Here is a 23,252-nt window from a genome sequence, read left to right on the forward strand (position 1 = left end):
CCAGCCAGAACGTGATGACATGAAGAGTTTTTGCGACCAGGCGTTACAGTTGGTCTTTCCTACAAGTGAACGAACACCCACCACCGATCCATCGGAGCCACAGAGGATGTCCATGCAGATCAGCGAACTGATCGCGGTCAAAGGGCTGCGTCTGCGCTTTCTGACAGGTGCCGACCAGGCCCACCGCACCATCCGGTGGGCCTACACCACCGATCTGCTCGAACCCGCCCGCTACCTGCGCGGCGGAGAGTTCGTCCTCACCGGCATGATGTGGCACCACACCCCGAAGGACTCCGAGACCTTCGTGTCCTCGGTCGCGGAGGCCGGCGCCGTGGCAGTGGGGGCCGGGACCGCCCTGGGCGACGTACCCCCCGACCTGGTCGCCGCCTGCCGGGAACACGACCTCCCCCTGGTCGAGGTTCCCACCGACACCTCCTTCGGCGCCGTCACCGAAGAGGTCCTGCGCTCACTGACCCGGCACCGCTTCACCACCATCGCCGAGACCCGCGACCGCCACCGCCGCCACATGGCGGACCTGGCCGCCGGCGCGGACTTCCCCGCCGCCTTCACCCAGGCCGCCACCCAGGCGGGCCTGCGCGCCTGGGTGCTCTCCTCCACCGGCAGACCCGTGGCCGCCTCCACCGCCCCCCTCGCCCCCCACGAGGCCGACAGCCTCGCCGCACGCGCCCTGACCTGGTCGGACTTTCCCCACACCGCACGCCTGGAGGAGTCCGACCACACCCTCGTCAGTCTCTGGCCCGTCCAGAGCAAGGACTCCCACCCCCTGGCCACCTGGCTGCTGGTGTGCGCCGGGGACCACAACGACTGGAGCGAGGAAGAGCACGAGGCCGTCGCCGAACTCACCTCCATGGCCGTGCTGGGCCGCAGCCGCACCGACGAACGCGCCCTCACCCACGCCCGCCACCTGGAAGGCCTGCCCCGCCTGCTGGCCGCCCAACGCTTCGACGAGGTCACCGCCCTCATGCAGGGCGTGGACCCCACCGACGACGACCACGACACCGGACACGTCGTCGTCAGCGCCACCATGCTCCCCGGCCCCCGCGTCCCCGACCTGGCCCGGCGGGTGCTCGCCGAACTCGTCGCCGCCTGGCCCGGTTCCGTGGTCACCGGCGACCAGGACACCCTCGCCGTCGTGCCCGTCACCGACATCGACGGCCCCGCCCGCGAACGCGCCGACCACATCCGCGCCGACCTGGTCCACCGCGCACGCGTGCTGGAGGGCGGCCTGCTCGACCACCGGCTGGCCATCGGGCTCAGCTCGGCCGCCCGCGGCGTGGCCGAACTGCGCGGGGCCGCCGTCGAGGCCCGGCACGCCCGCCGCCTGGCCGAACTGCGCGGCGGACGCTCCCGCGTCATCGCCGGCGCCGAGATCGACTCCCACGAACTCCTGCTCGCCTCGGTGCCCGAAGAGGTCCAGTCCTCCTACCGCGACCGCCTGCTGGGTCCGCTGCTGGCCTACGACCGGGACCACCGCTCCGAACTCGTGGACACCCTCCAGCGCTTCCTCGACCATTCCGGCTCCTGGCAGCGCTGCGCCGCCGCCATGCACGTGCACGTCAACACCCTGCGCTACCGCATCGGCCGCATCGAGGACATCACCGGCCGCGACCTGAGCAACCTCGAACACCGCGTCGACCTCTTCCTGGCCCTGAAACTGCAGGAATGAGGCCGGACTGTCGGGACCCCCTCCTAGGATCGGCGCCCATGAGTATCGATCCCGACACCAGCCACCACACCGGGGCCGACCTGTCCGGCGCCGACCTGCGCCGGACCCTGTCCGCACCCGCGCCGGACCCGCGGGTCTTCACCCGCTGCGACCTGTCCGGCGCCGACCTGCGCGGGGCGGACCTGGCCGGGGCCGCTTTCGCCGACTGCCGCCTGGACGGGGCGCGCCTGGAACGGGCCGTGCTGGACCAGGCCCGCCTCACCGGCGGCAGCGCCTCCGGAGCCGTCTTCTCCCACACCGACTGCACCGACGCCCGCTTCGAACGACTGGACCTGGCCAACACCCACTTCCGGGGGGCCCTGCTCGCCGACACCGCCTTCACCGCCTGCCGCATGACCGGCGCGGACCTGACCGGCCTGCGCGGGGTCGGCCCCACTTTCGCCCAGTGCAACCTCATGCTCGCCCGCTGCAAGGGACTGAATCTGCGCGGGCAGCGGCTCGAAGGGCTGCGGATGGACGAGGCCGACCTGTCCGGAACGGACCTGCGCGAGAGCGTCTGGGTCGACTCGCGCCTGCGCGGGGCCACCTGGGTGGCGGCCGACTTCCGGGGGGCCGACCTGCGCGGAGCCGACCTGGGCGAGCCCACCCTGCAGGAGGCCGGCGCTCTGCGCGGGGCCAACATCGGGCCCGCTCAGGCCGGCGCGCTCCTGGCGGCCCTGGGCATCACTGTGCTGGCCTGACCCCGGCGCCCACCGCGCCCGAGGGGAGAATCTACACCGTCAAGGCCGGGCTCGCGGCGCCCACCGAGCGCCTGCAGCACTCCCTCCACCGGGGAGTGCTGCAGGTACTCGCCCCACACGGAACCCTCAACGACCCAACACCCGCAACAACCACGGCAACCGCTGGGCCACCACCGAACGGCTCACCGAGGCCTCCGGGGCCAGCCCGTCGAAGGCGTGGCAGGCCCCGGCCACACGTGCAGCTCCGCGTGACCGCCCGCGGACCAGACACGGGAGGTGAAAGCCACCACCTCGTCCCGGAACGTCTCGGCCGAACCCACGTCCAAGAAGGCCGGCGGCAACCCCGACAGGTCCTTCGCGCGTGCCGGCGCCGCATAAGGGCGCGGGTGCACGGGGACTCCAACCGGGGCGGGGCAGCGAACCAGCCCAATGTGCGCACGCCCGCATCTTCGGCAACAGAGGGCATGGAAGCCCCCGGGCCCTCAACACCCCGGTACCACGGCGTCCCGGTCCCGGCAGGGCCCGGGGGAGCCGCTCACCGGTCGGACCGAGGACCCCCTCCCGGCCGGCGGCTGAGCGCGTCGACCATGCCGCTGCGTGCCGGCTTGGGAACGTAGTGCTCGTCGAAGGGCAACGCCTCCGCGGTACCCGGGAACCACTCGGGCACCCACGAATGGTGGTCGGCCGCGCCCCAGACCGTCACCCCCGGACAGCGCTCCACCTCCAAACACGCCTGCACCACCTGCCGGTACTCCTGCCCCTGTTCCTCGATCTGCTTCCGATCCACGGGTTCGGGGATACGCACGTCCAGCTCGGTGATGGCCACGTCCAGCCCCAGATCGGTGAAGCGCTCCATCTGCTGCACCAGGTCATCGGGCACCCGGCCGTGCACGAAATGGCTCTGGAAACCGATCCCGTGCAACGGCACGCCCCGCTCCAGCAGGTCCGAGGCCAACTCGTACAACGCATCGGACTTGGCCCCGCCGCCCTCGACGTTGAACTCGTTGATGTAGAGCTCGGCCTCGGGATCGACCGCGTTGGCCGTCCACAACGCATGGGCGATGTAGTCCTCGCCCATCGTCTCCAGCCACAGGTTCTCCCGCAGCTCGGGCCCGTCGTCCTCGAAGGGTTCGTTGATCACGTCCCACGCCTGCATCCGGCCCTGGTAACGCCCCAGGAGCGCCTCGGTGTGCTCCTGCAGCACCTGGCGCAGCTCCTCCTCCTGCCACTCGCGCTCGGTCAACCACCCCGGCAGCTGGTTGTGCCAGGTCAGTGTGTGCCCGCGCATCGACATCCCGTGCTCGTCGGCGAAATCCACCAGCGCGTCCGGCCCGCTGAAGTCGAACCCGCCCCGCTCGGGCTGGACCAACGACCATTTCATCGTGTTCTCGGCCGTCATCGACGTGTAGTTGCCCGAGACGACATCCTGATACGTGCTGTCCTGGGCCAAGGGCTCCACCGCCACCGCCACACCCAGATCCATCCCCCGGGCATCGGCCAGCCGGCGCAGATTCCCCTCGGCGTGCGGGTGCTCCTGTTCGTCCGGCCACGGCACCAGCACCAACGCGGCGGCCACGGCCAGCACCACCAGCCCCACAACCAACGCCGCCAGGCCCCCGAGGCGCCACCGCAACGCCCCTGACCCGCCCCGCTGCCGAACCACTAACACACACCCACCTTCACCGGGAGGTCCGACAACCCCCGCACCGTCAACATCCGGCGTCGCCGCGGCGCCGCCACCGGAACCGACCCCGGCGCCTGCTCGGCCGGCACCTGCAAGGCCGCCCCACCCTCCGACCGGGCCGGCGGAGCCCCCGAGCAGTAGCGCGCACACGGGGAGAACGACAGGTGCTCACCCGCCCCCTCGGTGTCCCGGTGGGCCCAACGGCCCGTGGTCTGCGCGGAGGAGCCGTAACGCAGCGCCTCCTCCACCGCCGCGGGCGCCAGGCAGGAGAGCACGTCCTCACGGGGGAGGGTCCGGCGCTCGGCGAACAACCGGTCGAAGAGCACGTCCAATTCTGCCCCCGCATGCCGGATCCGTCCCGGGTGCCGCGCCGACCACGCCAGGACCGCACCGATGGTGGTACCGGACCTGACGGAGCGGACATGATCGGACTCGGGTATCCCCAACAGGTGCGCGACCCCCCGGACCGGCAACGGCCGGGCCGGAACCCGCACCAGATCGAACCCGCCGCGCGCCAGGGCCTGCTCCACCAGCTCCCGGTCACGGCGGACCATCCGCGGCACGAACGCCGGACGCGCCACCTTCCGCAACCGCGCGTCGACGCGCAGCCCGTCGAGGAGGTCCATGTCCTGATCCTTCCCGTGATGTCACCGACCCTAGAGCCCCATACCCGCCCCCGTCCCGCCTCCGACACCGATGGCCGCACACGGCCAACCAGGCCCTCGCCCCTGCGGGCCACCGCCCCGTCCCGACCAGCACCACCCCGGCAGAACACCCGGACCGGTGCGAACCCCGCGGGCCGGCAGGAGGCCCGCACACTGTGCACACACACCGCCGCCGTGCGGCGCCCGGCCCGGGCGCCGCACGGCCGATGACGCGCCCCGCGCACACCGCTGCGTCCCCGGCACCACGCGTGGTTGGCTACGATCACTGGAGCCGCAGGCAAGACAGACACGGCAGAGTCGGAGGGTGAGGACGTTGGGTCCTTTGGAGAGCAACGACCCGGAGCGCATCGGCCGGTACCGGTTGATCGGCCGGTTGGGCGCCGGCGGGATGGGTCAGGTGTTCTTCGGACGCTCCGCCGGAGGCCGCGCCGTGGCGATCAAACGCATCCATCCGCACATGGCCGCCGACGCCTCCTTCCGCGAACGTTTCGCCCGCGAGGTCAACGCCGCACGCCAGGTCAGCGGCGCCTTCACCGCACCGGTCATCGACGCCGACCCCGAGGACGAGGTCCCCTGGCTGGTGACCTCCTACGTGCCCTCCCTCCCACTGGACGAGGCGGTCCGGAACCACGGGCTCCTGCCCGAGCCCACCGTGCGCGTACTGGCCGCCGGACTGGCCGAGGCCCTGGCCGAGATCCACCGCGTGGGCCTGATCCACCGCGACCTCAAACCCGGCAACGTCCTGCTGGCCGAGGACGGGCCCCGCGTCATCGACTTCGGTATCGCCCGCGCCACCGACGGCACCGCCGCCACCCAGTCGGTCATCGGCACACCCGGCTTCATGAGCCCCGAACAGGTCCAGGGCCAGACCCTGACCCCCGCCGGCGACCTGTTCACCTACGGCGCCGTCCTGTCCTACGCAGCCACCGGGGACGGCCCCTTCGGCGAGGGCAACATGCCCACGATGGTCATGCGCATCATCAACCACCAACCCGACCTGAGCCACCTGCCCGAGAGCCTGCGCCAACTGGTCTCGGCCTGCCTGGCCAAGGACCCGGGCGCACGCCCCACCCCCGGCCAGATCCTGGACTACGTCGGCGACGTGCCCGCAGGAACCGCCTGGCTGCCCCCCGCCGTGATGTCCGGGGTGCAGGAACAGGTCGCCCAGGTCAACAAGGCCCTGGCCACCTCCGCCGGCGAGACCGCCGCACACGAGCGCACCCAGCAGGGCACGGGCCCGGGCGGAACCGCACTCCTGGGCGGAGCCGCAGGGGCTGCCGGCGGCTCCGCGGCCGCACACGCCCTGGGCGACGACGCCCGGACCCGGGTAGCACCCCAGGACGCACCGACCGGCCAGAGCACCAACGACGCCACCTCGGTCCTGGGCCAGTCCCAGCAGGGTCCCCGAGGCACCGCACCCCTGCCGGCCACCCAGCAGCAGAGCCCGCCCACCGCCCAGTACGGACCAGGGGCACAGAACCAGGACCCCTACGCGGACCTGTACGGCGAGCCGCGCTCCCGGACCGGCCCCCAGCAGGGCCGACAGGACCAGGCCGGCCGACAGCAGGAGGAACAACGCCGCAGGCAGCAGGAGGAACAGCGCCGCAGGCAGCAGGAGGAGCAGCGCGCCCACCGCGAGCGCCTGCGCGCCGAGCAGGACGCCACCCGCCGTGCCCAGGCCCAGGCACGCCGCGCCGGACAGCCGGGCCTGTGGAGCTTCGTCAAACTCCTGCCCCTGCTGCTCCTGCCGCTCCTGCAGATCCCCCTCGGGTACGGGGCCGCCCTGGCCTGGTCCTGGTTCACCACCGAGACCGACGTGTGGACCGGGGCCCCCTCCTACTTCGAGCCCCTGTCCGTGGACTCCTTCTGGCACGCCACGATGCTGGGATACTTCCTGCTCAACAACCTGGTCTCGTTGGAGTACCTGATCCGGTCGCTGCGCACCTCCTACGTGGTGGGCTCGGTCCTGGCCCTGGGCGTCATCGCCGCCACCAACGGACTGCTGTACAGCTTCGGTTTCTGGGCCTGAGCACGGACCCGCACCGCAGAAGGGGCGGGCCCGCACGTACGGGACCGCCCCTCACCCGGTCAGGTCCGGGATGACCTGCGGCCCCACCCGGCGCACGTAGTCCCGGAACAGGCCCACCGCCGGCGGCTCGTACCCGCCCCCCGACCCCTCCACGGGCCAGACCACACCGATGGGGCGCTCGCTCTGCCCGTCCGCGATCGCCCGCTCCACCGTCCCCGGCAACGGACCCTCCGGACGCGCCGGCAGCACCGACACCCCCAACCCCGCGCCCACCAACCCGCGTGCGGTGGCGATGTCGTCGGCCTCGAAGGCCACCCGGGGCGTGAAACCGGCCCGCTCACCCAACCGATCGGTCAGGTGCCGCACCCCTCGTCCGGGCTTGAGCAGGATGAACTCCTCCCGCACCGCAGCCAGAGGCACCTCCGCCGCACCGCCGGAGGCCAACCGGTGGTGCTCGGGCAGCACCAACCGCAGCGCCTGCGTGTGCAGCACCGCCGCGGCCAGCCCCGGAACCGAGGGCAGGGGAGAGGTCAGCGCCAGATCCGCACCGCCCGCCGAGAGCCTGCGCAACGACTGCGCCCACGGCTCCTGGGTCAGGGAGAAACGCACACCCGGGTGCTCGACCCGGAACCCCCGCAGCAGCGCCGGCACCACCTCCACCCCGAGCGTGGGCAGGAAGGTCAGCGCCACCCGGCCCTGCTCCCCACCGGTGAGCTCGGACACCCCGTGCGTCAGGTCCTCGAGCGCACGCTCCACGTGCGGCAACAACAACCGCCCCGCCCGGGTCAGGCGCACACCCCGCCCCGTGCGCTCGACCAGGGACGGCCCCAGCTCCTCCTGCAACCGCGCCAAGGACCTGCTCAGCGTGGGTTGGGGCATCTGCAACGACTCCGCGGCCTGGGTGATGTGCTCGGTACGTGCCACCGCCCTGAGCATCCGCAGCCGGGGCGCCAACGCCCCCAGGAACCGATCCACCTCGGGAGAATCCATACGTAACAGTATGCAACAACGGCAAATCATGCATTGGACGTATGAAAACGCGTCTTCCTAGCGTGGAATCATGACCGTGACCAGCACATCCACACCCGACCGAGACTCACGCCCCAGGGCCGGGACCCCGGCCTACCGGCGCACGGTCATCGCCCTGATCGCCGCAGCAGTGGCGACCTTCGCCCAGCTGTGGTCGGTCCAACCGATCCTGCCCGCCGTGGCCCAGGACTTCGACACCACCGCCGCCCAGGCCGCCCTCACCATCTCCCTGGCCACCGGCGGCATGGCCGGCTTCACCCTGGTATGGAGCGGCCTGGCCGACCGCTTGGGCCGGGCCCGCGTCATCACCCTGTCCCTGGCCCTGGCCACCCTCGTGGGATGCGTGGCCCCCCTCACGGGCGACCTGCTGCCACTGCTGGCCCTGCGCGCCCTCCAGGGCGCCGCCCTGGGCGGGGTCCCGGCCGCCGCCGTGGCCTACCTCGCCGAGGAGATCCATCCCGCCGACGTCCCCCGCGCCACCGGCCTCTACATCGCCGGCAACCCCCTGGGCGGCATGGGCGGACGCCTGCTGGCCGGTATGGCAGCCGAGTACGGCGGCTGGCAGTGGGGCGTGGGCGCCAACACCCTGCTGGGCCTGCTCGCCCTGGCCGTCTTCGTCCTGGTCCTGCCCCGCACCCGGACCCGCTCCACCGCCCCCCGCCCCCACGACAACGGGGGAGAGAACATGGCCGCACGCCTGCGCGCGGCCCTGAGCACCCGCGGGCTACTGCCCCTGTACGCCCAGGCCCTCCTGCTCATGGGCGCCTTCATGACCGTCTACAACCTGCTGGGCTTCCGCCTCATGGACCAACCCTTCGGCCTGAGCCAGGCAGCCGCCTCCCTGCTGTTCCTGGCCTACACCGCAGGCATGGCCGGCTCGGCCGCGGCCGGGCCCATGACGGTGCGCTGGGGCGGACACACCGTACTGACCCTGGCCGGAGCACTGATGGTGGCCGCACTGGCCACGCTGGCCGCCCCCTCCCTCGCCGTGGTGATCGCCGCCCTGCTCGTGCTCACCTTCGCCTTCTTCAGCGCCCACGCCACCGCCTCGGCCTGGGTGGGCAGACAGGCCGTACGCGCCCGCGCCCAGGCCACGTCCATCTACACCCTGTGTTACTACCTGGGATCGAGCCTGTTCGGATGGATGGGAGGGCTGGTCTACGACGCGGTGGGCTGGAACGGGGCCCTGGCCTTCGCTGCCGTCCTGACCGTGCTGGCCGCCCTCGTGGCTCTGCGCCTGCGTCGGCTGAGCTGAGACCGCAGGCGGCCTTGGGGCTGTGTTGGGCGACAGGGGAGCCGCCTGCGGGCAGAGTGGGGAAGACAGCGCCGGAAGATGTCGTTTAATATTCAACTACATGGGCCGAGAACCGGCCGGCCCCACGGAAACGGAGACGACATGGACGTGCGCCCGGCGGGGATCCACCACGTGACCGCCATCGCCAGCGACCCACAGGCCAACGCCGACTTCTACCTCAACGCGCTGGGCATGCGCATGGTCAAGCGCACCGTCAACTTCGACTCCCCCGAGACCTACCACTTCTACTACGGGGACCGCGCGGGCAACCCCGGCACCATCATGACCTTCTTCCCCTGGCCCGACGCGCCCAAGGGCCGCATCGGCGCAGGCCAGGCCACCACCACGACCTTCTCCGTCCCCGAAGGCTCCCTGGGCTGGTGGGCCCAGCACCTGGCAGCTCTGGACGTGCCCACCAGCCGCCCCACCGAACGCGCCCAGGAGGACGTGCTCACCCTGCGCGACCCCGACGGCCTGCTCATCGAACTCGCCGCCGGCCCCGACCACCACGACACCGAACCCTGGGACGGGGGAGCGGTCCCGCCCCAGCACGCCATCCGCGGCATCCGCTCGGTCACCCTGACCGAACAGGACGTGGACGGCACCGTCGAGATGCTCCACGGCCAGCTCGGCTTCCGCCTGGAGAGCGAGGACCAGGGCCGCCTGCGCTTCCGCACCAACGCCGCCACCGAGGGCGTGGGCACCATCGTCGACGTGCTCGCCCGCCCGGCCTCCGAACGCGGACTGGTCGCCGCGGGAACCGTCCACCACGTGGCCTACCGCGCGCCCGACGGCCGGGCCCAGGAGTCCTGGCGCCAGAGCCTGGCCCAGGAAGGGGTGGGCGTGACCGAGATCCGCGACCGCAGCTACTTCACCTCCATCTACTTCCGCGAACCCGGGGGAGTGCTCCTGGAGATCGCCACCGACGGACCGGGCTTCGACTACGACGAGCCCCTGCTGGAGCTGGGCCGCTCCCTGAAGCTCCCGCCCTGGCTGGAGCCGCGCCGCGAACAGATCGCCGCCTCCCTGCCCGAGCTGGAGGTGCGCTGATGGCTCTGGGGGACTACGAGCACGTGTGGGAACCGGCCACCGAGGCCGATGCGCCCACCCTCCTGCTGCTGCACGGCACCGGCGCCGACGAACACGACCTGCTGCCCCTGGGCCGTGCCCTGGCGCCCGGCGCGGCCCTGCTGTCCCCGCGTGGCACGGTCGACGAGAACGGCATGAACCGGTGGTTCCGCCGTTTGCGCGAAGGGGTCTTCGACGTCGAGGACCTCGTCGAGCGCACCGGCGAGCTGGCCGCTTGGACCGGTGAGGCCGTCCGGGCCTACGGGCTGGACCCCGAGCGCATCGTGGTCAGCGGGTTCTCCAACGGCGCCAACACCGGCGCGGCCCTGCTGCTGCTCCACCCCGGCCTGCTCGCCGGAGCCGCCCTCTTCGCGGCCGGGGCCCCGTTGCAGGGGCGCGAACCCGCCGCGGTCGACCTGAGCGCCACATCGGTCTTCCTCGGCTCGGGTGTGGCCGATCCCATTACCACCATCGACCAGGCCCGTCTACTGGGCCGTCAGCTGCGTGAGCGAGGGGCGCGCTTGAGCGAGCACGAGCACCCCGGAGGCCACCAGCTGGCCCCGGACGTCCTGGCAGAGGCGCGTTCCTGGTTCTCCGCCTCCGGCTTCTGAGCCTCTTCGGCCGACGGTGAGGCCCCGTGCCCCGGGTCTCACCGTCTTTTCTCCACCTCAAGGAATCTACACCGTAAAACAGAAATTTCTGTGTAATCTCCTCTCCGTCCGACACGAACCCCATCTCTGGTGCCCCCGCCAGGAAAGAACCCATGATCCTCTCACTCCCGTCCCCGGAGCAGTGACCGATGGAACCCGAACTCCTCGGCCTCCTGCTCGCCGTCGCCCTCGCCGCCGGTTGGATCGATGCCGTCGTCGGGGGAGGGGGACTCCTGCTCCTGCCCGCCCTCCTGGTGGGCGCCCCGCAGGCACCCCTGGCCACACTCCTGGGCACCAACAAACTCGCCTCGGTCTTCGGCACCACCTCGGCCGCCCTCACCTACGCCCGCAAGGTCAGGATCCGACCGCGCGTCGTCGTGCCCACGGCCCTGCTCGCCCTGGTCGGCTCCGGCCTCGGCGCGGGCCTGGCCACCGCCCTGACCAGCGAGGTCCTGCAACCCGTCATCATGGTCGTGCTCGCCGGTGTGGCCCTGATGGTCTACTTCCGCCCCACGATGGGGGCCGCACCCGACCCCGGCCTCGACACCCGCAACCGCCTCCTGGCCACGATCGCCCTGGCAGGCCTGGGCATCAGTTTCTACGACGGCCTCATCGGACCCGGCACCGGCGTCTTCCTCATCATCGCCCTCACCGCCGTCCTGGGGCTGGACTTCGTCACCGCCTCCGCCACGGCCAAGATCGTCAACGCCTGCACCAACCTCGGGGCTCTCGTCGTCTTCGCCGTCGGCGGCCACATCGACTGGGTCCTGGGCCTGACCCTGGCCGCGTGCACCATCGTCGGCGCCCAGATCGGTGCCCGCACCGCTCTCGAGCGCGGCAGCGGCTTCGTGCGCGCCGTCCTGCTCGTGGTCGTGCTCGCCCTGCTACTGCGCATGGGTTGGGATCTGTTCGCATGAATGAGTATCCATCCGCAAGAACGGCAGTTCTGCTGGCGTGAGCGTCCGAATCTCTTGAACTCTCACCGGCCGGAGAGGGGCGAAACGGAACCCAGGTGTCGGTCTCCGGCCGGGTACGGCAGGATCCGGCCGACCAACGGACAGGGGCGCTCGGGCCGTGGAATGATCGGGTCCCGAGCACCCGATCGAGGAGTTGGTCGCCTTGGCACTGCACATCTGTTCCCTCATCCGCGACCTCGACCAGACCGTGCCCGACGACGGTGCCTACCACATCGTGCGGTTCCCCTTCGGGGACGAGGAGTCCTACGACGCCCACGGGATGCACCAGGTCCGCCAACCCGACGGCCACGTGGTCGAGGACTGGGACGAGGACGCACGCTCCGGCCTCGTCTGGCCCTCCGTCTCCGGCTGGGCGAGCCTGATCGCCATGGTCCAGTGGGAGGCCGGCAACTACAGCGAGCTGCGCGACCGTTTCGTGCGCGACCCCCTCGGCCTGGCCGGCGGTGCCGACTCCACCGCCACCGACCACCGGGTCCCCGGCCCGGGCATGCAGTGCTTCACCAAACACCACGAGATCTTCGTCGACCCGGACACACCCCTGGCACTGAAGGTCGCCCACAACGCCGGCGCCGGCGCCCGCCTGGTGCACGCCCAGTTCAAACTCGCCATCGACGACGACGTCGCCTGAGACCGGTCGGGGCCCGCACCAGGCGGGCCCTACCCGTGGTGCTGGACGATCTGGATCAGGTTTCCGCAGGTGTCGTCCAGCACGGCCGTGGTCATCGCGCCCCTCTCGGCCGGTTCCTGGGTGAAGCGCACACCCAGCCCGCGCAACCGCTCGTACTCGTTCCGCACATCCGCCACGGTGAAGGAGGCGTAGGGGATCCCGTCGGCCATCAGAGCCTCCTTGAACGGCCCCACGGCCGGATGCCCGCCGGGCTCGAGCAGCAACTCGACCCCCTCGGGGTCCTCCGGTGAGACCACCGTCAACCACCGCGGCCCACCCATGGGCACGTCGTGCTTCCCGATGAAGCCCAACACCTCGGTGTAGAAGCGCAGAGCCTGCTCCTGGTCGTCGACGAGCACACTCGTCAGCGTGATCCTCATGGTCCTTCCCCCGTTCGGTCGCCCCCAGGCCCGCCCAGCCACCGCTCGAGGGTCGGACCGAGCGGGGCGGTGCCGAGGTCGTGGCACGTGAAGCGGCCCCTGCGCTCGGCACGGACCGGTGCGGACCTGCCCGTCGCGGGTGGTCCGCCCCTCCGGGACCGTGCGGCGTGTGTGGCCGGTCGAGGCCTCGAAGGGCCCGTTCCCCCTCCGGGCGGCGGGCAAGCGTGTACGTGCCTGTCCACGCAGCCGCAGGCCGGGGCGGGGGAGCGGGATCGTCAGAGATCGCGCATGCGGTCCAGGACCAGGCGCAACGTGTCCAGGCTCGGCCGCTCGCACGTGGGGCCGGCCTCGCTCACCATCAGCAACCCCTGGTCCAGCAGGTCCGACATCAGGATCCGTGTCACGCCCAGGGGCAGGGTGGCCCGCGCGGCCACTTCCGCCACCGACAGCGGGCGCACACACATCGCCAGGATCTCGCGCAGCTCGGTGTCCACCTGCGGTTCGTCCACCGCCGGCACCGCCACCACCTGCGCGGCCAGGGACAGGTCCGACCGTGAGGGGCGGGTGCGGCCGTCCGTCAACGAGTAGGGCCGGATCAAGCTCGTCTCGGGGCCCGGCTCCTGGGGCCACAGGGAGCGGCTCACCGGGTCGCTGCCCTGGCAGGGAAATAAAGGGCGGGTGCAGGTGCACTCTCGCGGGACAGGGGGACTCTTGGGTGCTCGTGGGTCATGGTCTCGCTTCCGGGGAGAAGCGGCGGGAACGGGGGGTGTTCTCGCCTGGGGGGTGACCGGGCTCTTCCAGAGTGAACAACTGCCGAAGCCCGACGCGCAAGACCCGGCACAGCGCGAGGGGGCAGGAACAGGACATCGTCCCAGGCGAACCCGTGCGGGGCCGAGTCCGGCCACCTTAAAATCTACGCTGTAAAGGTGCCAAGGTTTTTCTCCCGAAAAGCCTTGAAGAAATATCGTGCGGCTACGCCGCACCTGTTGCATAGCGCCCCGCCGTGTAGGGGATCCCAGGAGGCTGTTGGGTAGGACAACGGCTGACCGTATACGAGGGGAGAGGTTTTCCGTGCAACTCACCGACGCACAGATCGACGAAGGCCTGGGGCGGCTCCAGGGGTGGGAACGTGACGGATCGGCCCCGGTCATCCGGCGTACCGTTCGTCTTCCGGGCTTCACCCAGGCCATCGCCCTGGTCGGCGACATCGCTCAGGCCGCCGAGCAGGCCGATCACCATCCCGACATCGACATCCGCTTCAACAAGGTCCACCTGGCGTTGAGCACCCACTCCGAAGGGGCTCTGACCGAGAAGGACCTGTCCTTGGCCGCCCGTATCGACGAGCTCGTGCCCGCCCACGAGCACTGATCCGCCGACGGGCCCGGGGGAGCAGTGTCAGCGCAACCGGGCCCGCCGCATCTTGCCCGAGGCCGTACGGGGCAGCTCCTCCACGAAGTCGATCTCCGCGGGTGCTGCGTGCGGGGCGAGCCGGGAGCGCACCCATTCACGGAGCTCATCGGCCAGAGCGTCGCCGTTCTCGTAGCCGTTCGCCGGCACGATCCGGGCTCCGACCAGCTGTCCGGCGATCTCGTCGGGCACGGAGTAGACCCCGCACTCATCCACCGCGGGATGCTCGTTGAGCACGGATTCCACTTCGGCGGGTCCGATGCGGTAGCCGTGGGTCAGGATCGCTCCGTCGTCACGTGTGGAGAAGTGGAGCCGTCCCTCGCGGTCCAGGATCCCGGTGTCGCCGGTCAGGTAGTAGTCCCCTTCGGGGGTGAAGCGCACCTGCGATGCCGCTTCGTTGTCCAGGTATCCGGTGAACCAGGACAACGGGCTCGCTGCCAGGTCCACGCCCACACGCCCGTAGGCGCCCACCGGTGCGGGTTCGTCGCTGATGGCTTCCAGTACACGTACCTGCCATCCCGGTAGTGAACCGCCGACCGCTCCCGGGACCAGGGGCTGGTCCGGTTCACCGGTGTCGCCGTTGGGGACCCCTGCGCACCATCCCAGTTCGGTCTGTCCGTAGTGGTCGCGTACAGGGACACCGAACATGTCGGTGGCCCAATCGATGACCTCGGGGGAGAGTTGTTCGCCGGCGCTGGAGAGGCGCTGGACGACGATCTCGGGTGGCAGGGTCTTGATGGCTGCTCTGAGGGTGCGGTAGGTCGTGGGATCGGTGGCCAGGTTGGTGACCTGGTACATGCCCAGGACGTCCAGGGTGAGTTCGGGGTCGAAGAAGCCGGCTCGTAGTGCCAGGGAGCCGTGGCCGACCAGTAGTGGCGAGATGAGGCCGTGGTAGAGCCCGTAGGCGCTGCCGGGGTCGGAGGTGTTCCAGTAGACGTCCTCGTCCTCCACGCCCAGGCCGTAGTGGTGGTAGGAGTGCATCGCTGCCAGGGCTCGTGCGGGGATCACTACGCCTCGGGGTGGGCCGGCCAGTCCGGAGACGAATGCTATGGCGATGGTGCCGTGGCCGCCGACGGCGGTGTCGGGGGTGGGGCCGGTGCCTCGTCGGGAGAGGTCGGCGAGTGTGTGGTCGCCGTTGCGTGTGGGTTCGGGGCCCACGGTTGCGATCTGCCAGGTGGGGTTGTCGGTGGTGCGGGGGTCGAGTTTGTTGCGGTGTTCGTCCAGACACACCACCAGGGCGGCGTTGGAGCCTCGGAGGCGGTCGTCGATGGCGGAGGGGGCGAAGGAGGAGAGGAGGGGGACGAGGGTTCCGCCCAGTCGCCATACGGCCAGGGCGGTGACGGCGAGGTCGATGCCTTTGGGGAGGAGGGTGGCCACGCGGTCGCCTTGGTTGATGCCGAGGTCGGCCAGGCCTGTGGCGAGGGCGCGGGAGCGTTCGGAGAGTTCTCCGAAGGTGAGGGTGGTGGGGGTGAGGGTGGGGCCGATTTCTGTGATGGCGGTGGTGTGGGGGTCGTGGCGGTCGCAGAGCAGGTGGGCCACTGACGTGGTGGGGGTGTCGTAGGTGGCGAGCCAGTCGGCCACGTGCTGTGCGGGGTCGGGCATCGGTGGTGGTCCTTGTTCTTGGTGGTTGTGGGTGGGTGTGTGTCAAGACTATGCCCAGTTGTGAGGGTGGCCTCACTTGCGTGGGTGGTTGGAGAATGGGGGCATGGAGAGCAGCGTTGTGGTGGAGCGGTTCGGTTTGGGTTCGGTTGTGGGGGAGTGGTTGGCCGAGGCGGAGCGGTTGCCGGTTCCGGAGTGGCCTTTGCGGGTGCCTACGGGGGCGGAGGCTGCTGCTGTGTTGGACATGTTCGGGTTGGCGGGTCGGGATCGGGTTGAGGTGGAGGCGTTGTGGCCGGGTGATGCTGGTGGGGGGCGTGGGGGGTCTGTTGGGGAGTGGTCGCCGGAGTTGTGGCACGTGGTGGAGTGCATGTATCGGCGGTTGTGGGCGGATGTGAATTTGCCGGTGGGGGAGTTTCGGGTGTGGCCGAAGTTGGTGGAGGTGGGGGATCGGCGTGTGCGGGTGGCGGCTTTGTGGGCGTTTGCGGCGATGGTGCCGGCGCAGTTGGCGGTTCAGGCGCGGTGGGGGGTTCCGCGTTCGGTGACGGTGGCGACGTTGGCGGATGTGGGGGTGCAGGTGGCGCGGTCGCGTCGGATGTGGGGGTGGTTGTCGTTGGAGACGTCGGGGTGGGTGGCTGCGCAGTTTCGGGGGCGTTTGTTCTGGGTGGGGGGTTTGCAGTTGGAGCCTGCGCGGTTGGTGTGTGAGGCGGGGGTGGAGTGGTACGGGCCGGAGGAGGCGGCTGGGTTGGGTGCGGGGTTGGGTGTGGGGGATCCGGTGTTGCGGTTGCATATTCCGTCGGGTGGGTTGGATCCGGTGGGTGTGGATGAGTCGTTGGGGCGTGCGCGGTCTTTTGCGCGTGGGTGTTTGGGGTTGGATCCGGTGGTGGCTACGTGTACGTCGTGGTTGTTGGATCCGCAGTGGGCTGAGGTGTTGGGGGAGGGTTCCAACATTGTGGCGTTTCAGCGTCGGTTCACGTTGGTGGGTGAGGGGCGTGCGGGGGAGTCGGATGTGTTTCGGTTTGTGTTCGGGATGTCGGAGGTGGATGTGGGGGGTGCTCCGCGTGGGACGCGGTTGGAGCGTGCGGTGGTGGATCGGTTGGAGCGGGGTGGTCGGTGGTGGGTGAGGACGGGGTGGGTGCGGTTGCCGTAGGTGTGGGGTTATCGGGTGGTGGCGGGTTGGGTGTGGTGGCCGTTGCCGTGGCAGTCGGGGCAGGGGCGTTTGGTGAGGGCTTGGCCGGTGTCGCGGTGGGCGTGGAGGTCTATGCGGGTTCCGCTGCCCAGGCAGGAGCGGCACATGAGGTGGATGAGCATGGGGGCAGCATAGGCAGGTGTGGTGTGGGGGTTGTGGGGTTCTTGGCTTGCTTTACTTTACATAATGTGCATTATCGGCGTTGCGGGTGGGCTTGTGGGGAAGGGGTGTTGGGCTTGTCGTGTGGTGTGTTGCTCTGCGGGGTGGCCCGGCGGGCTGTGTGGGGTGTTGTGCTCGGTTCGGTGGGTGGTTGAGCTGTTGGTGTGCGGCTCTGGTGGTCGCGGGCTGTGGTGTGTGGTCCGGCGGGTGGTGTTCGGCTGGGTCGGTGTGTCTGCGGGGCTTGCCTGTATGGCGTCGGAGACGCTGGAGGTCCTCGCGTCTTGAGTTCTGTTGTGTGTTCTGTCCTGGGGTTCTGTGGGTTCGTGTCTTGGGCGCGTGGGTGTAGGTCTGTGGTGGTTCTGTGGGGTCCGTGTCGGGTGGTTTCTGTGGGCTTCCCTCTGGCTCCTTCTCGCTCATGTTTCATGCATAAACTGTGTTATGCATGATTTTGTAAGCTTTGTGGTTGTTTGGGTGTTTCTCGGTCGTGCCGTGGCCCTCTCACGGTGAAGCCGTGAACAGCGCACGGCCGGGGCGGCCTTCCTGGGCCGTCGGCGTCTGTGTCTTCCTCTCCCCCGCACGCGCCCTGTTTCTGTTCGTTGTGCGCACGCGCCGCTCCCCTGGGCTGCTCTGTGCCTGATCCGCTGTGCCCCTCCCCTGCCCTGCTGTTGGGCCCTGTGTTCTGTGTTCGTTGTGCGAACACCGTGAGTACTCCCCTGTCTTCGGGGCTGCTTGCTGGTGTGTGCGCTCCCCTGCCCTGCTGTGGCCGGGGCCTGTGTGCGGGTGGGGCCGGGGCGGGTGGATGGGGGATGCTGTGGGGCATGGGTGTGCAACGTGACGAGGACATGGACGGCTCCGTCCACCGCGGTGGTGATCGGGTGGTCGATCTGGTGGAGGAGTACTTGCGGGCTCGCGGGGCGGCCAAGCCGTCGGCGCACACGGTGGCGGCCTATCGGCGGGATCTGCACGCGGTGCTGGGGTGTGTGGCGCGTGTGGTGGGTCTTCGGCCCGAGGAGGTGGAGATGGGCCTGCTCGAGGTGGTGGTGTTGCGGTCGGCGTTTGCGGAGTTCGCTGCTGAGCGGGCTGCGTCGAGTGTGGTTCGGGCGTGGTCGACGTGGAACGGGTTTTTCCGGTTCTGGGTGGCTGAGCAGGTGGTGGCGGGCAATCCGATGTCGGCGGTGCCGCGGCCGAAGGTGCGTGCGGGGGCTCCGAAGCCGTTGCGGGGTGAGGACACTCCGGAGCAGTTGTTGCGGGCTTTGGCGCAGGGGGCGCGTAAGGCACGGGATCCGTGGCCGGAGCGGGATCTGGCGGTGTTGGCGTTGGCGTTGCTGACGGGGATGCGGTCGGCGGAGATGTTGTCGTTGCGGGTGGATGCGGTCAGTGGTCGGCCCGGGGAGCGTCGGGTGCGGGTGGTGGGTAAGGGCGGTTCGGAGCGGGTGTTGCCGATCGAGGGGCCGTTGGAGGCTCTGTTGGAGGCGTATCTGGTCTCGCGGCGTGTGCGGTTCGGGCGTGAGGTGCGTGCTGAGGAGGCGTTGTTGGTGGACAACCGTGGTCGTGGGTTGCGGCGCGGGGGTCTGCAGTATTTGGTGCAGCAGTGTTATCGGCATGCAGGGGTGGGTGATCGGGTGGCGCGGGGGACGTTGGTGCATGCGTTGCGGCACACTTTTGCGACGCGGTTGGCGGAGGACGGGGCTTCGGTGACCGAGATCATGCATTTGCTGGGGCATGCGTCGGTGTCTTCGTCGCAGGCCTATATCGAGGTGAGTGAGGGTGCGCGGCGTGAGGCGGCGTCGGTGAACCGTACGTATGGGGTGTTGCGGGAGTTGGCGGCTGAGGAGTAGGGCCGGTGTGGGGGTGGGTGAGGTTCTAGTCTTTGGTGTGTGAAGCGCATCGAGATTTCTACGGTCAATGTCAATGGGCTGCGTGCGGCGGCCAAGAAGGATCCGGGGTTCGTGGGCTGGTTGGCCGGCACGGATGCTGATGTTGTGTGTGTGCAGGAGAGTCGTGCGTTGGCTGAGCAGTTGCCGGGGGCGGTGTTGGCTCCTGAGGGTTGGTATGTGCAGTTGTGTCCGGCTGCGGTGAAGGGGCGTGCGGGGGTGGCGGTGTATTCACGCCGTGAGCCCGATGCGGTGCGTGTGGGTTTTGGTGTGAGTGAGTTCGCTGATTCGGGTCGTTATGTGGAGGTGGATCTGGGGTCGGTGACGGTGGCGAGTTTGTATCTTCCTTCGGGTGAGGTGGGTACGCCGCGTCAGGAGGAGAAGGAGCGTTTTATGGAGGCGTTTCTTCCTTATTTGGTGGAGACTTCGGCGGAGGTGCGTGCGCGGGGGCGTGAGTTGGTGGTGTGTGGGGATTGGAATATTGCCCACAATGAGGCGGATCTGAAGAATTGGCGGGGTAATCGTAAGAATTCTGGGTTCTTGCCGGAGGAGCGTGCGTGGTTGGGGCGGGTATTGGAGCAGGCTGGGTTGGTTGATGTGGTGCGGGGGTTGTATCCGGATCAGGTGGGTCCGTATTCGTGGTGGTCTTATCGGGGGCGGGCTTTTGATAATGATGCGGGGTGGCGGATCGATTATCAGATGGCTACGGCGGGGTTGGCTCGTGGTGCGGTGTCGGCTCGGGTGGAGCGTGCGGCCGAGCACGGGTTGCGGTGGTCGGATCATGCTCCGGTGACGGTGCGTTATGAGTGGGAGGGGTAGTGATGGGCGTTCCGATTGTTCTTGTGCACGGGTTGCGGTTGTCGTCGAGTATGTGGCGGCCGCAGGTGGAGTTGTTGGCTTCTGAGGGGCGGCGTGTGGTGGCGCCGGATCTGCCGGGGCACGGTTCGCGGCGGGGTGAGGAGTTTTCGCTGGGTGCGGCGGTCGATGCGGTGTTGGGGGCTGTTGATGGTGTGGGTGGCCGGGCGTTGTTGTGCGGGTTGAGTTTGGGTGGTTTTGTTTCGATTGCTGCTGCGGGTGCTTCTGGGGGGCGGGTGGCGGGGTTGGTGGCGGCCAGTTGCACGGCCAAGCCGGCTCAGGCGTTGGCGCAGGTGTATCGGATTCCGTCGGTGTTGATGGATCGGTTGCCGGATCGGGGTGCGGCGGTCAATGAGCGTTTTCACCGGTTGACGTTGCGTGATGGTGCCGCGGATGCGGTGTTGGACGGTGGTTTGGCTGTGGAGGCGGCTACGGCGGTTATTGATGAGGTTCAGGGGTTGGATGCGCTGTCGGCGTTGTCTTCTTTTGAGGGGCCGGTGTGGTTGATCAATGGTGCGCGTGATCATTTCCGGATTCATGAGAAGAGGTTTTTTGATGCGTGTGCTGACGGGCGTTTGGTGAATGTGCCGCGGGCGGGGCACATGGTGAGTTTGGACCAGCCGGTGAATTTTTCGCGGATTGTGGCGGATGCGGCTGATGTGGTGTCGGTGCGTGAGGGTGCGTCGGTGCGTGGGCGGCGGTTGGAGCCGGGTGCTGGGGAGTTGTGAAGGTGCGGCCCGGTGCGCGGGCTCTCTTGCCTGGGTGGTGGCGCCTCTCCCCCATTTCTGCCGGGTCAGGTGTGGTCGGGGCGTTGGGGCGGGGTGTTGAGGCTGTAGCCGGGGCGGGGGCGTTGGGGCATGCGGAAGAAGATCATGGGGTTGGTGTTGCTGGTGCGGATGGGTTCGTTCAGGCCCAGTTCGGTTCTGAGGTCGATGAGGTGTTGGTGGGCGCGGGGTGCGCGGGCGGCTGAGGCGGTGAAGTAGTTGGTGGTGTTGTTGGTGAGCCATTTGAGGACGACGGCGCCTTCGGTGAAGGGCAGTGCGTAGCGCTGGTGGAAGACGTCGTGGACGCTGATGGGGATGTGGGGGTCGAGCAGGGGCAGGAGGTGGTTGATGTACCAGCGGGCGAACCAGCCGTTGTGGGCGGCGTCGAGGAAGAGGTAGTCGGTGTGGGTGGGGATGTGGGCGATCTTGGCTCGTACGTCGCCCTTGGTGAAGGTCCAGCGGTCGTGGGCGAGGTCGTCGGGCACGTGGTGGGGGGCGTGGTCGACGATGTCGAAGGAGTGGAGGTGGCCGGTGCCGTTGTGGGACAGGGCGGTGAGGATCCAGGTGGTGGACCAGCCGTAGTAGGTGCCGATCTCGACGACGTTCTGGGGTTGGTGCTGGCGTAGGAGCAGGTAGGTGATCTCTGCTTCGATGTCGTCGAGTTGGGGGGTCATGGTGGGGTCGGCGGCCAGGTGGTGGGCGCGCATGTGTTCGCGTGCTCGGGCGAGGTCGTCGCGGTGGGTGCGGTAGAGGGTGCTGATGTGGTCGAGGGTGATGGTGGGGGCTGGGGCGGTGGTCATGGTGGCCTTTCGTGGTCGGGGTGTGCGTAAACGTGTGCTGAAGGTAGCAGTGTGGTTGCTTTTTGTGGTGGCGTTGGTGGGGTGTGTCGTGGTAGCGGCTCGGGGACGGGTGTTGGTGGGGTGATGGGATGTTGTGTGTGGGGGTGAGGGGCGCGTGGGGGGTGGTGTGCTCTTAGGCTTGTGCGGGTGAGCAGGAGTCGGATGCCGCACCAGGATGCGGCCAACAGTGCAGGGGCGGGTCTGGCGCACAGTCTGCGCCGTCGCCACATGGCCTTGATCGCTATCGGGGGTTCGGTGGGTGCCGGGCTCTTCATCGGGTCGGGGGCGGTGATCCAGACCGCGGGGCCGGCGGCGGTGGTGTCCTACGTGTTGGCGGGGGCGCTGGTTTTCTTCACCTTGCGGGCGTTGGGTGAGATGGTGGTGGCTGTTCCCACCGGGGGGTCTTTCTCCGACCATGCCCGGTTGGCGTTCGGGCCGCGGGGTGGTTTCGCCATCGGGTGGTTGTACTGGTGGATGTATGCGGTGCTGGTGGCGGCCGAGTCGACGGCGGGGGCGGCGATCCTGGCGCAGTGGGTGGCGTTGCCGGGGTGGGCGCTGGCTCTGTTGGTGCTGGTGTCGATGACGGTGGCCAACTTGATCTCGGTGCGGGTGTTTGCTGAGACCGAGTCGTTCTTCTCCCTGGTCAAGGTCGCTACGATCGTGGCGTTCCTGGTGGTGGGTGTGTTGTGGTCGCTGGGGTTGTGGACGGGTTCGGATGCGCCGGGTGTGTCCAATCTGTTTGCTCAGGGCGGGTTCGTGCCCCAGGGGTGGGTGGCGGTCCTGGCGGCGACCGTGGTCGTGCTGTTTTCTTTCGGTGGCGTGGAGATCATCACTGTTGCTGCCGGGGAGAGTGCTGAGCCCGAGCGGGGTGTGGCTTCGGCGGTGACCAACGTGTTGTGGCGGATCGGGTTGTTCTATGTGGCCTCGATCCTGGTCGTGGTGATGGTGCTGCCCTGGCAGAGTGTGGATCCGGGGTACAGTCCTTTCGTTGCGGTGATGGACCGGGTGGGGATCCCGGGTGCGGCGCTGATCATGGAGATCGTGGTCTTCATTGCGGTGCTGAGTGTGTTGAATGCGGCGATGTACACCTCGTCGCGGATGTTGTTCATGCTCACGCGTCAGGGGGATGCTCCGCGGGTGTTGAGTGGTACCAACCGTCGTGGTGTGCCGGTGCGGGCGATTTTGCTGGGCACTGTGGTGGGGTATGTGGCCGTGGTGGTGGAGTATGTGTTCCCCGATCAGGTTTTTCCGTTCCTGGTGTCCTCGATCGGTGCGATTCTACTGGTGTTGTTCATCACCATTTGTGCGTCTCAGTTGGTGTTGGGGGCGCGGGTGCGCCGGTTGCAGCCGCACCGGTTGACGTTGCGGATGTGGGCGTTTCCGTATCTGACGTGGGTGGTGTTGGCCGGGCTGGTGACCATTGGTGTGTCGATGGCTTTCCTGCCGGATCAGCGTCAGGCGTTGTGGGCGACGTTGGGGTCGGTGGCTGTGGTTCTGGTGGCTTATGAGCTGCGGCGTCGTCTGGGGGCGGGCGAGCCCAGTGCGGTGGCGTTGGCGGTGCCTGGGCGGGCCAGTACTGATGTGTTGCGCCTGGGGGCCGACCCTGAGGAGGCCCGTCGGCAGGATCGGCAGGCGGGTGAGGCCGAGCAGGGCGGTGCGGGCTCGGGGTGAGCGTGTTTGTGCAGCGGGGGTGTCCGGT

At 69.1% G+C, this 23,252-nt stretch carries 22 protein-coding genes and 1 pseudogene; 14 read left to right on the plus strand and 9 right to left on the minus strand.

Features of this window, described 5'->3' with window-relative positions; translation table 11 throughout:
* The first annotated feature begins 112 nt into the window (after positions 1–112).
* Together D456_RS0108160 and D456_RS0108165 are read left to right on the plus strand one after the other, a co-directional pair.
* Positions 113–1,687, plus strand: coding sequence for a PucR family transcriptional regulator (locus D456_RS0108160; RefSeq protein ID WP_026115682.1), 1,575 nt, complete (start codon positions 113–115; stop codon positions 1,685–1,687).
* Positions 1,688–1,725: 38 nt separating this feature from the next.
* Positions 1,726–2,427 carry a pentapeptide repeat-containing protein gene (locus tag D456_RS0108165; protein ID WP_017575682.1) on the plus strand — a complete coding sequence of 234 codons (702 nt, stop codon included), beginning with the start codon at positions 1,726–1,728 and terminating at the stop codon, positions 2,425–2,427.
* 126 nt (positions 2,428–2,553) lie between these two features.
* Here the strand turns inward: D456_RS0108165 and D456_RS25550 are convergent.
* The 3 genes and pseudogenes from D456_RS25550 to D456_RS0108185 all read right to left on the minus strand — a co-directional run.
* A pseudogene (locus D456_RS25550) lies at positions 2,554–2,807 on the minus strand (alpha/beta hydrolase); the annotation flags it as partial.
* Positions 2,808–2,962: 155 nt separating this feature from the next.
* Positions 2,963–4,030, minus strand: a complete 1,068-nt coding sequence (locus D456_RS0108180) for an endo-1,4-beta-xylanase (protein WP_193373819.1) — start codon at positions 4,028–4,030, stop codon at positions 2,963–2,965.
* Positions 4,031–4,089: 59 nt separating this feature from the next.
* Positions 4,090–4,737, minus strand: coding sequence for a cytochrome P450 family protein (locus tag D456_RS0108185; protein WP_017575686.1), 648 nt, complete (start codon positions 4,735–4,737; stop codon positions 4,090–4,092).
* Positions 4,738–5,098: 361 nt separating this feature from the next.
* Between D456_RS0108185 and D456_RS0108190 the strand changes: the two genes are divergently transcribed.
* Positions 5,099–6,805: a serine/threonine protein kinase gene (locus D456_RS0108190; RefSeq protein WP_239643787.1), complete on the plus strand. Its 1,707-nt coding sequence runs from the start codon at positions 5,099–5,101 to the stop codon at positions 6,803–6,805.
* A gap of 51 nt (positions 6,806–6,856) precedes the next feature.
* Here the strand turns inward: D456_RS0108190 and D456_RS0108195 are convergent, their stop codons facing one another.
* Positions 6,857–7,795 (minus strand): LysR family transcriptional regulator, encoded by a 939-nt coding sequence (locus tag D456_RS0108195; RefSeq protein WP_017575687.1) that lies wholly within the window; start codon positions 7,793–7,795, stop codon positions 6,857–6,859.
* A 70-nt stretch (positions 7,796–7,865) separates the two neighbouring features.
* On the opposite strand from D456_RS0108195, the gene D456_RS0108200 reads away from it, so the two are divergent.
* The 5 genes from D456_RS0108200 (at position 7,866) to D456_RS0108220 (ending at position 12,451) form a co-directional block, all read left to right on the plus strand.
* Positions 7,866–9,089: an MFS transporter gene (locus D456_RS0108200; protein WP_017575688.1), complete on the plus strand. Its 1,224-nt coding sequence runs from the start codon at positions 7,866–7,868 to the stop codon at positions 9,087–9,089.
* 141 nt (positions 9,090–9,230) lie between these two features.
* Positions 9,231–10,178, plus strand: coding sequence for a ring-cleaving dioxygenase (locus D456_RS0108205; protein ID WP_017575689.1), 948 nt, complete (start codon positions 9,231–9,233; stop codon positions 10,176–10,178).
* Positions 10,178–10,807, plus strand: coding sequence for an alpha/beta hydrolase (locus D456_RS0108210; protein ID WP_017575690.1), 630 nt, complete (start codon positions 10,178–10,180; stop codon positions 10,805–10,807). Before D456_RS0108205 ends, D456_RS0108210 begins: the two co-directional genes overlap by 1 nt.
* Positions 10,808–10,995: 188 nt before the next feature.
* Positions 10,996–11,763, plus strand: a complete 768-nt coding sequence (locus tag D456_RS0108215; RefSeq protein WP_017575691.1) for a sulfite exporter TauE/SafE family protein — start codon at positions 10,996–10,998, stop codon at positions 11,761–11,763.
* 202 nt (positions 11,764–11,965) lie between these two features.
* Entirely contained in the window at positions 11,966–12,451 is a 486-nt protein-coding gene (locus tag D456_RS0108220; RefSeq protein ID WP_040698932.1) for a hypothetical protein, read from the plus strand.
* A gap of 29 nt (positions 12,452–12,480) precedes the next feature.
* Here the strand turns inward: D456_RS0108220 and D456_RS0108225 are convergent, their stop codons facing one another.
* Together D456_RS0108225 and D456_RS0108230 are read right to left on the minus strand one after the other, a co-directional pair.
* Entirely contained in the window at positions 12,481–12,870 is a 390-nt protein-coding gene (locus D456_RS0108225) for a VOC family protein (RefSeq protein ID WP_017575693.1), read from the minus strand.
* Positions 12,871–13,145: 275 nt separating this feature from the next.
* Positions 13,146–13,514 carry a DUF742 domain-containing protein gene (locus tag D456_RS0108230; protein ID WP_051049426.1) on the minus strand — a complete coding sequence of 123 codons (369 nt, stop codon included), beginning with the start codon at positions 13,512–13,514 and terminating at the stop codon, positions 13,146–13,148.
* Between the two features lie 427 nt (positions 13,515–13,941).
* Between D456_RS0108230 and D456_RS0108235 the strand changes: the two genes are divergently transcribed.
* A complete protein-coding gene (locus tag D456_RS0108235; protein WP_017575695.1) occupies positions 13,942–14,238 on the plus strand; it encodes a 4a-hydroxytetrahydrobiopterin dehydratase in 297 nt (98 codons plus the stop codon).
* A gap of 27 nt (positions 14,239–14,265) precedes the next feature.
* On the opposite strand, the gene D456_RS0108240 is transcribed toward D456_RS0108235, so the two are convergent.
* Entirely contained in the window at positions 14,266–15,879 is a 1,614-nt protein-coding gene (locus tag D456_RS0108240; RefSeq protein ID WP_017575696.1) for an AMP-binding protein, read from the minus strand.
* A gap of 103 nt (positions 15,880–15,982) precedes the next feature.
* Here D456_RS0108240 and D456_RS0108245 point away from each other — a divergent pair, with 103 nt between their 5' ends.
* A complete protein-coding gene (locus D456_RS0108245; RefSeq protein ID WP_017575697.1) occupies positions 15,983–17,023 on the plus strand; it encodes an acyltransferase domain-containing protein in 1,041 nt (346 codons plus the stop codon).
* 8 nt (positions 17,024–17,031) lie between these two features.
* On the opposite strand, the gene D456_RS26825 is transcribed toward D456_RS0108245, so the two are convergent.
* A complete protein-coding gene (locus D456_RS26825; RefSeq protein ID WP_160166721.1) occupies positions 17,032–17,184 on the minus strand; it encodes a hypothetical protein in 153 nt (50 codons plus the stop codon).
* 879 nt (positions 17,185–18,063) lie between these two features.
* Between D456_RS26825 and D456_RS0108250 the strand changes: the two genes are divergently transcribed.
* The 3 genes from D456_RS0108250 to D456_RS0108255 are packed head-to-tail and all read left to right on the plus strand — an operon-like array spanning position 18,064 to position 20,678.
* Entirely contained in the window at positions 18,064–19,059 is a 996-nt protein-coding gene (locus tag D456_RS0108250) for a tyrosine-type recombinase/integrase (RefSeq protein WP_040698952.1), read from the plus strand.
* Between the two features lie 48 nt (positions 19,060–19,107).
* Positions 19,108–19,914, plus strand: coding sequence for an exodeoxyribonuclease III (locus D456_RS25555; RefSeq protein ID WP_083904541.1), 807 nt, complete (start codon positions 19,108–19,110; stop codon positions 19,912–19,914).
* A gap of 2 nt (positions 19,915–19,916) precedes the next feature.
* On the plus strand, positions 19,917–20,678 hold the full coding sequence (locus D456_RS0108255; RefSeq protein ID WP_026115688.1) for an alpha/beta fold hydrolase: 762 nt from the start codon (positions 19,917–19,919) through the stop codon (positions 20,676–20,678).
* 65 nt (positions 20,679–20,743) lie between these two features.
* On the opposite strand, the gene D456_RS0108260 is transcribed toward D456_RS0108255, so the two are convergent.
* The gene (locus D456_RS0108260; RefSeq protein WP_017575700.1) at positions 20,744–21,514 is read right to left on the minus strand and encodes a class I SAM-dependent methyltransferase; all 771 of its coding nucleotides are present in this window, start codon (positions 21,512–21,514) and stop codon (positions 20,744–20,746) included.
* Positions 21,515–21,781: 267 nt separating this feature from the next.
* On the opposite strand from D456_RS0108260, the gene D456_RS23840 reads away from it, so the two are divergent.
* On the plus strand, positions 21,782–23,224 hold the full coding sequence (locus D456_RS23840; RefSeq protein WP_230479908.1) for an amino acid permease: 1,443 nt from the start codon (positions 21,782–21,784) through the stop codon (positions 23,222–23,224).
* The last annotated feature ends 28 nt before the right edge of the window (positions 23,225–23,252 follow it).

It is taken from the genome of Nocardiopsis kunsanensis DSM 44524, assembly GCF_000340965.1.
Lineage (GTDB): Bacteria > Actinomycetota > Actinomycetes > Streptosporangiales > Streptosporangiaceae > Nocardiopsis > Nocardiopsis kunsanensis.

Excerpts from the sequence above, each read along its gene's own strand:
- D456_RS23840 (WP_230479908.1), top strand. The coding sequence starts at position 21,782 with ATGGCCTTGATCGCTATCGGGGGTTCGGTGGGTGCCGGGCTCTTCATC.
- D456_RS0108185 (WP_017575686.1), bottom strand. The coding sequence starts at position 4,737 with ATGGACCTCCTCGACGGGCTGCGCGTCGACGCGCGGTTGCGGAAGGTG.
- D456_RS0108210 (WP_017575690.1), top strand. The coding sequence starts at position 10,178 with ATGGCTCTGGGGGACTACGAGCACGTGTGGGAACCGGCCACCGAGGCC.
- D456_RS0108240 (WP_017575696.1), bottom strand. The coding sequence starts at position 15,879 with ATGCCCGACCCCGCACAGCACGTGGCCGACTGGCTCGCCACCTACGAC.
- D456_RS0108245 (WP_017575697.1), top strand. The coding sequence starts at position 15,983 with ATGGAGAGCAGCGTTGTGGTGGAGCGGTTCGGTTTGGGTTCGGTTGTG.
- D456_RS0108200 (WP_017575688.1), top strand. The coding sequence starts at position 7,866 with ATGACCGTGACCAGCACATCCACACCCGACCGAGACTCACGCCCCAGG.
- D456_RS0108255 (WP_026115688.1), top strand. The coding sequence starts at position 19,917 with ATGGGCGTTCCGATTGTTCTTGTGCACGGGTTGCGGTTGTCGTCGAGT.
- D456_RS0108160 (WP_026115682.1), top strand. The coding sequence starts at position 113 with ATGCAGATCAGCGAACTGATCGCGGTCAAAGGGCTGCGTCTGCGCTTT.
- D456_RS0108215 (WP_017575691.1), top strand. The coding sequence starts at position 10,996 with ATGGAACCCGAACTCCTCGGCCTCCTGCTCGCCGTCGCCCTCGCCGCC.
- D456_RS26825 (WP_160166721.1), bottom strand. The coding sequence starts at position 17,184 with ATGCTCATCCACCTCATGTGCCGCTCCTGCCTGGGCAGCGGAACCCGC.
- D456_RS0108260 (WP_017575700.1), bottom strand. The coding sequence starts at position 21,514 with ATGACCACCGCCCCAGCCCCCACCATCACCCTCGACCACATCAGCACC.
- D456_RS0108165 (WP_017575682.1), top strand. The coding sequence starts at position 1,726 with ATGAGTATCGATCCCGACACCAGCCACCACACCGGGGCCGACCTGTCC.
- D456_RS0108195 (WP_017575687.1), bottom strand. The coding sequence starts at position 7,795 with ATGGATTCTCCCGAGGTGGATCGGTTCCTGGGGGCGTTGGCGCCCCGG.
- D456_RS0108205 (WP_017575689.1), top strand. The coding sequence starts at position 9,231 with ATGGACGTGCGCCCGGCGGGGATCCACCACGTGACCGCCATCGCCAGC.
- D456_RS0108225 (WP_017575693.1), bottom strand. The coding sequence starts at position 12,870 with ATGAGGATCACGCTGACGAGTGTGCTCGTCGACGACCAGGAGCAGGCT.
- D456_RS0108250 (WP_040698952.1), top strand. The coding sequence starts at position 18,064 with ATGGACGGCTCCGTCCACCGCGGTGGTGATCGGGTGGTCGATCTGGTG.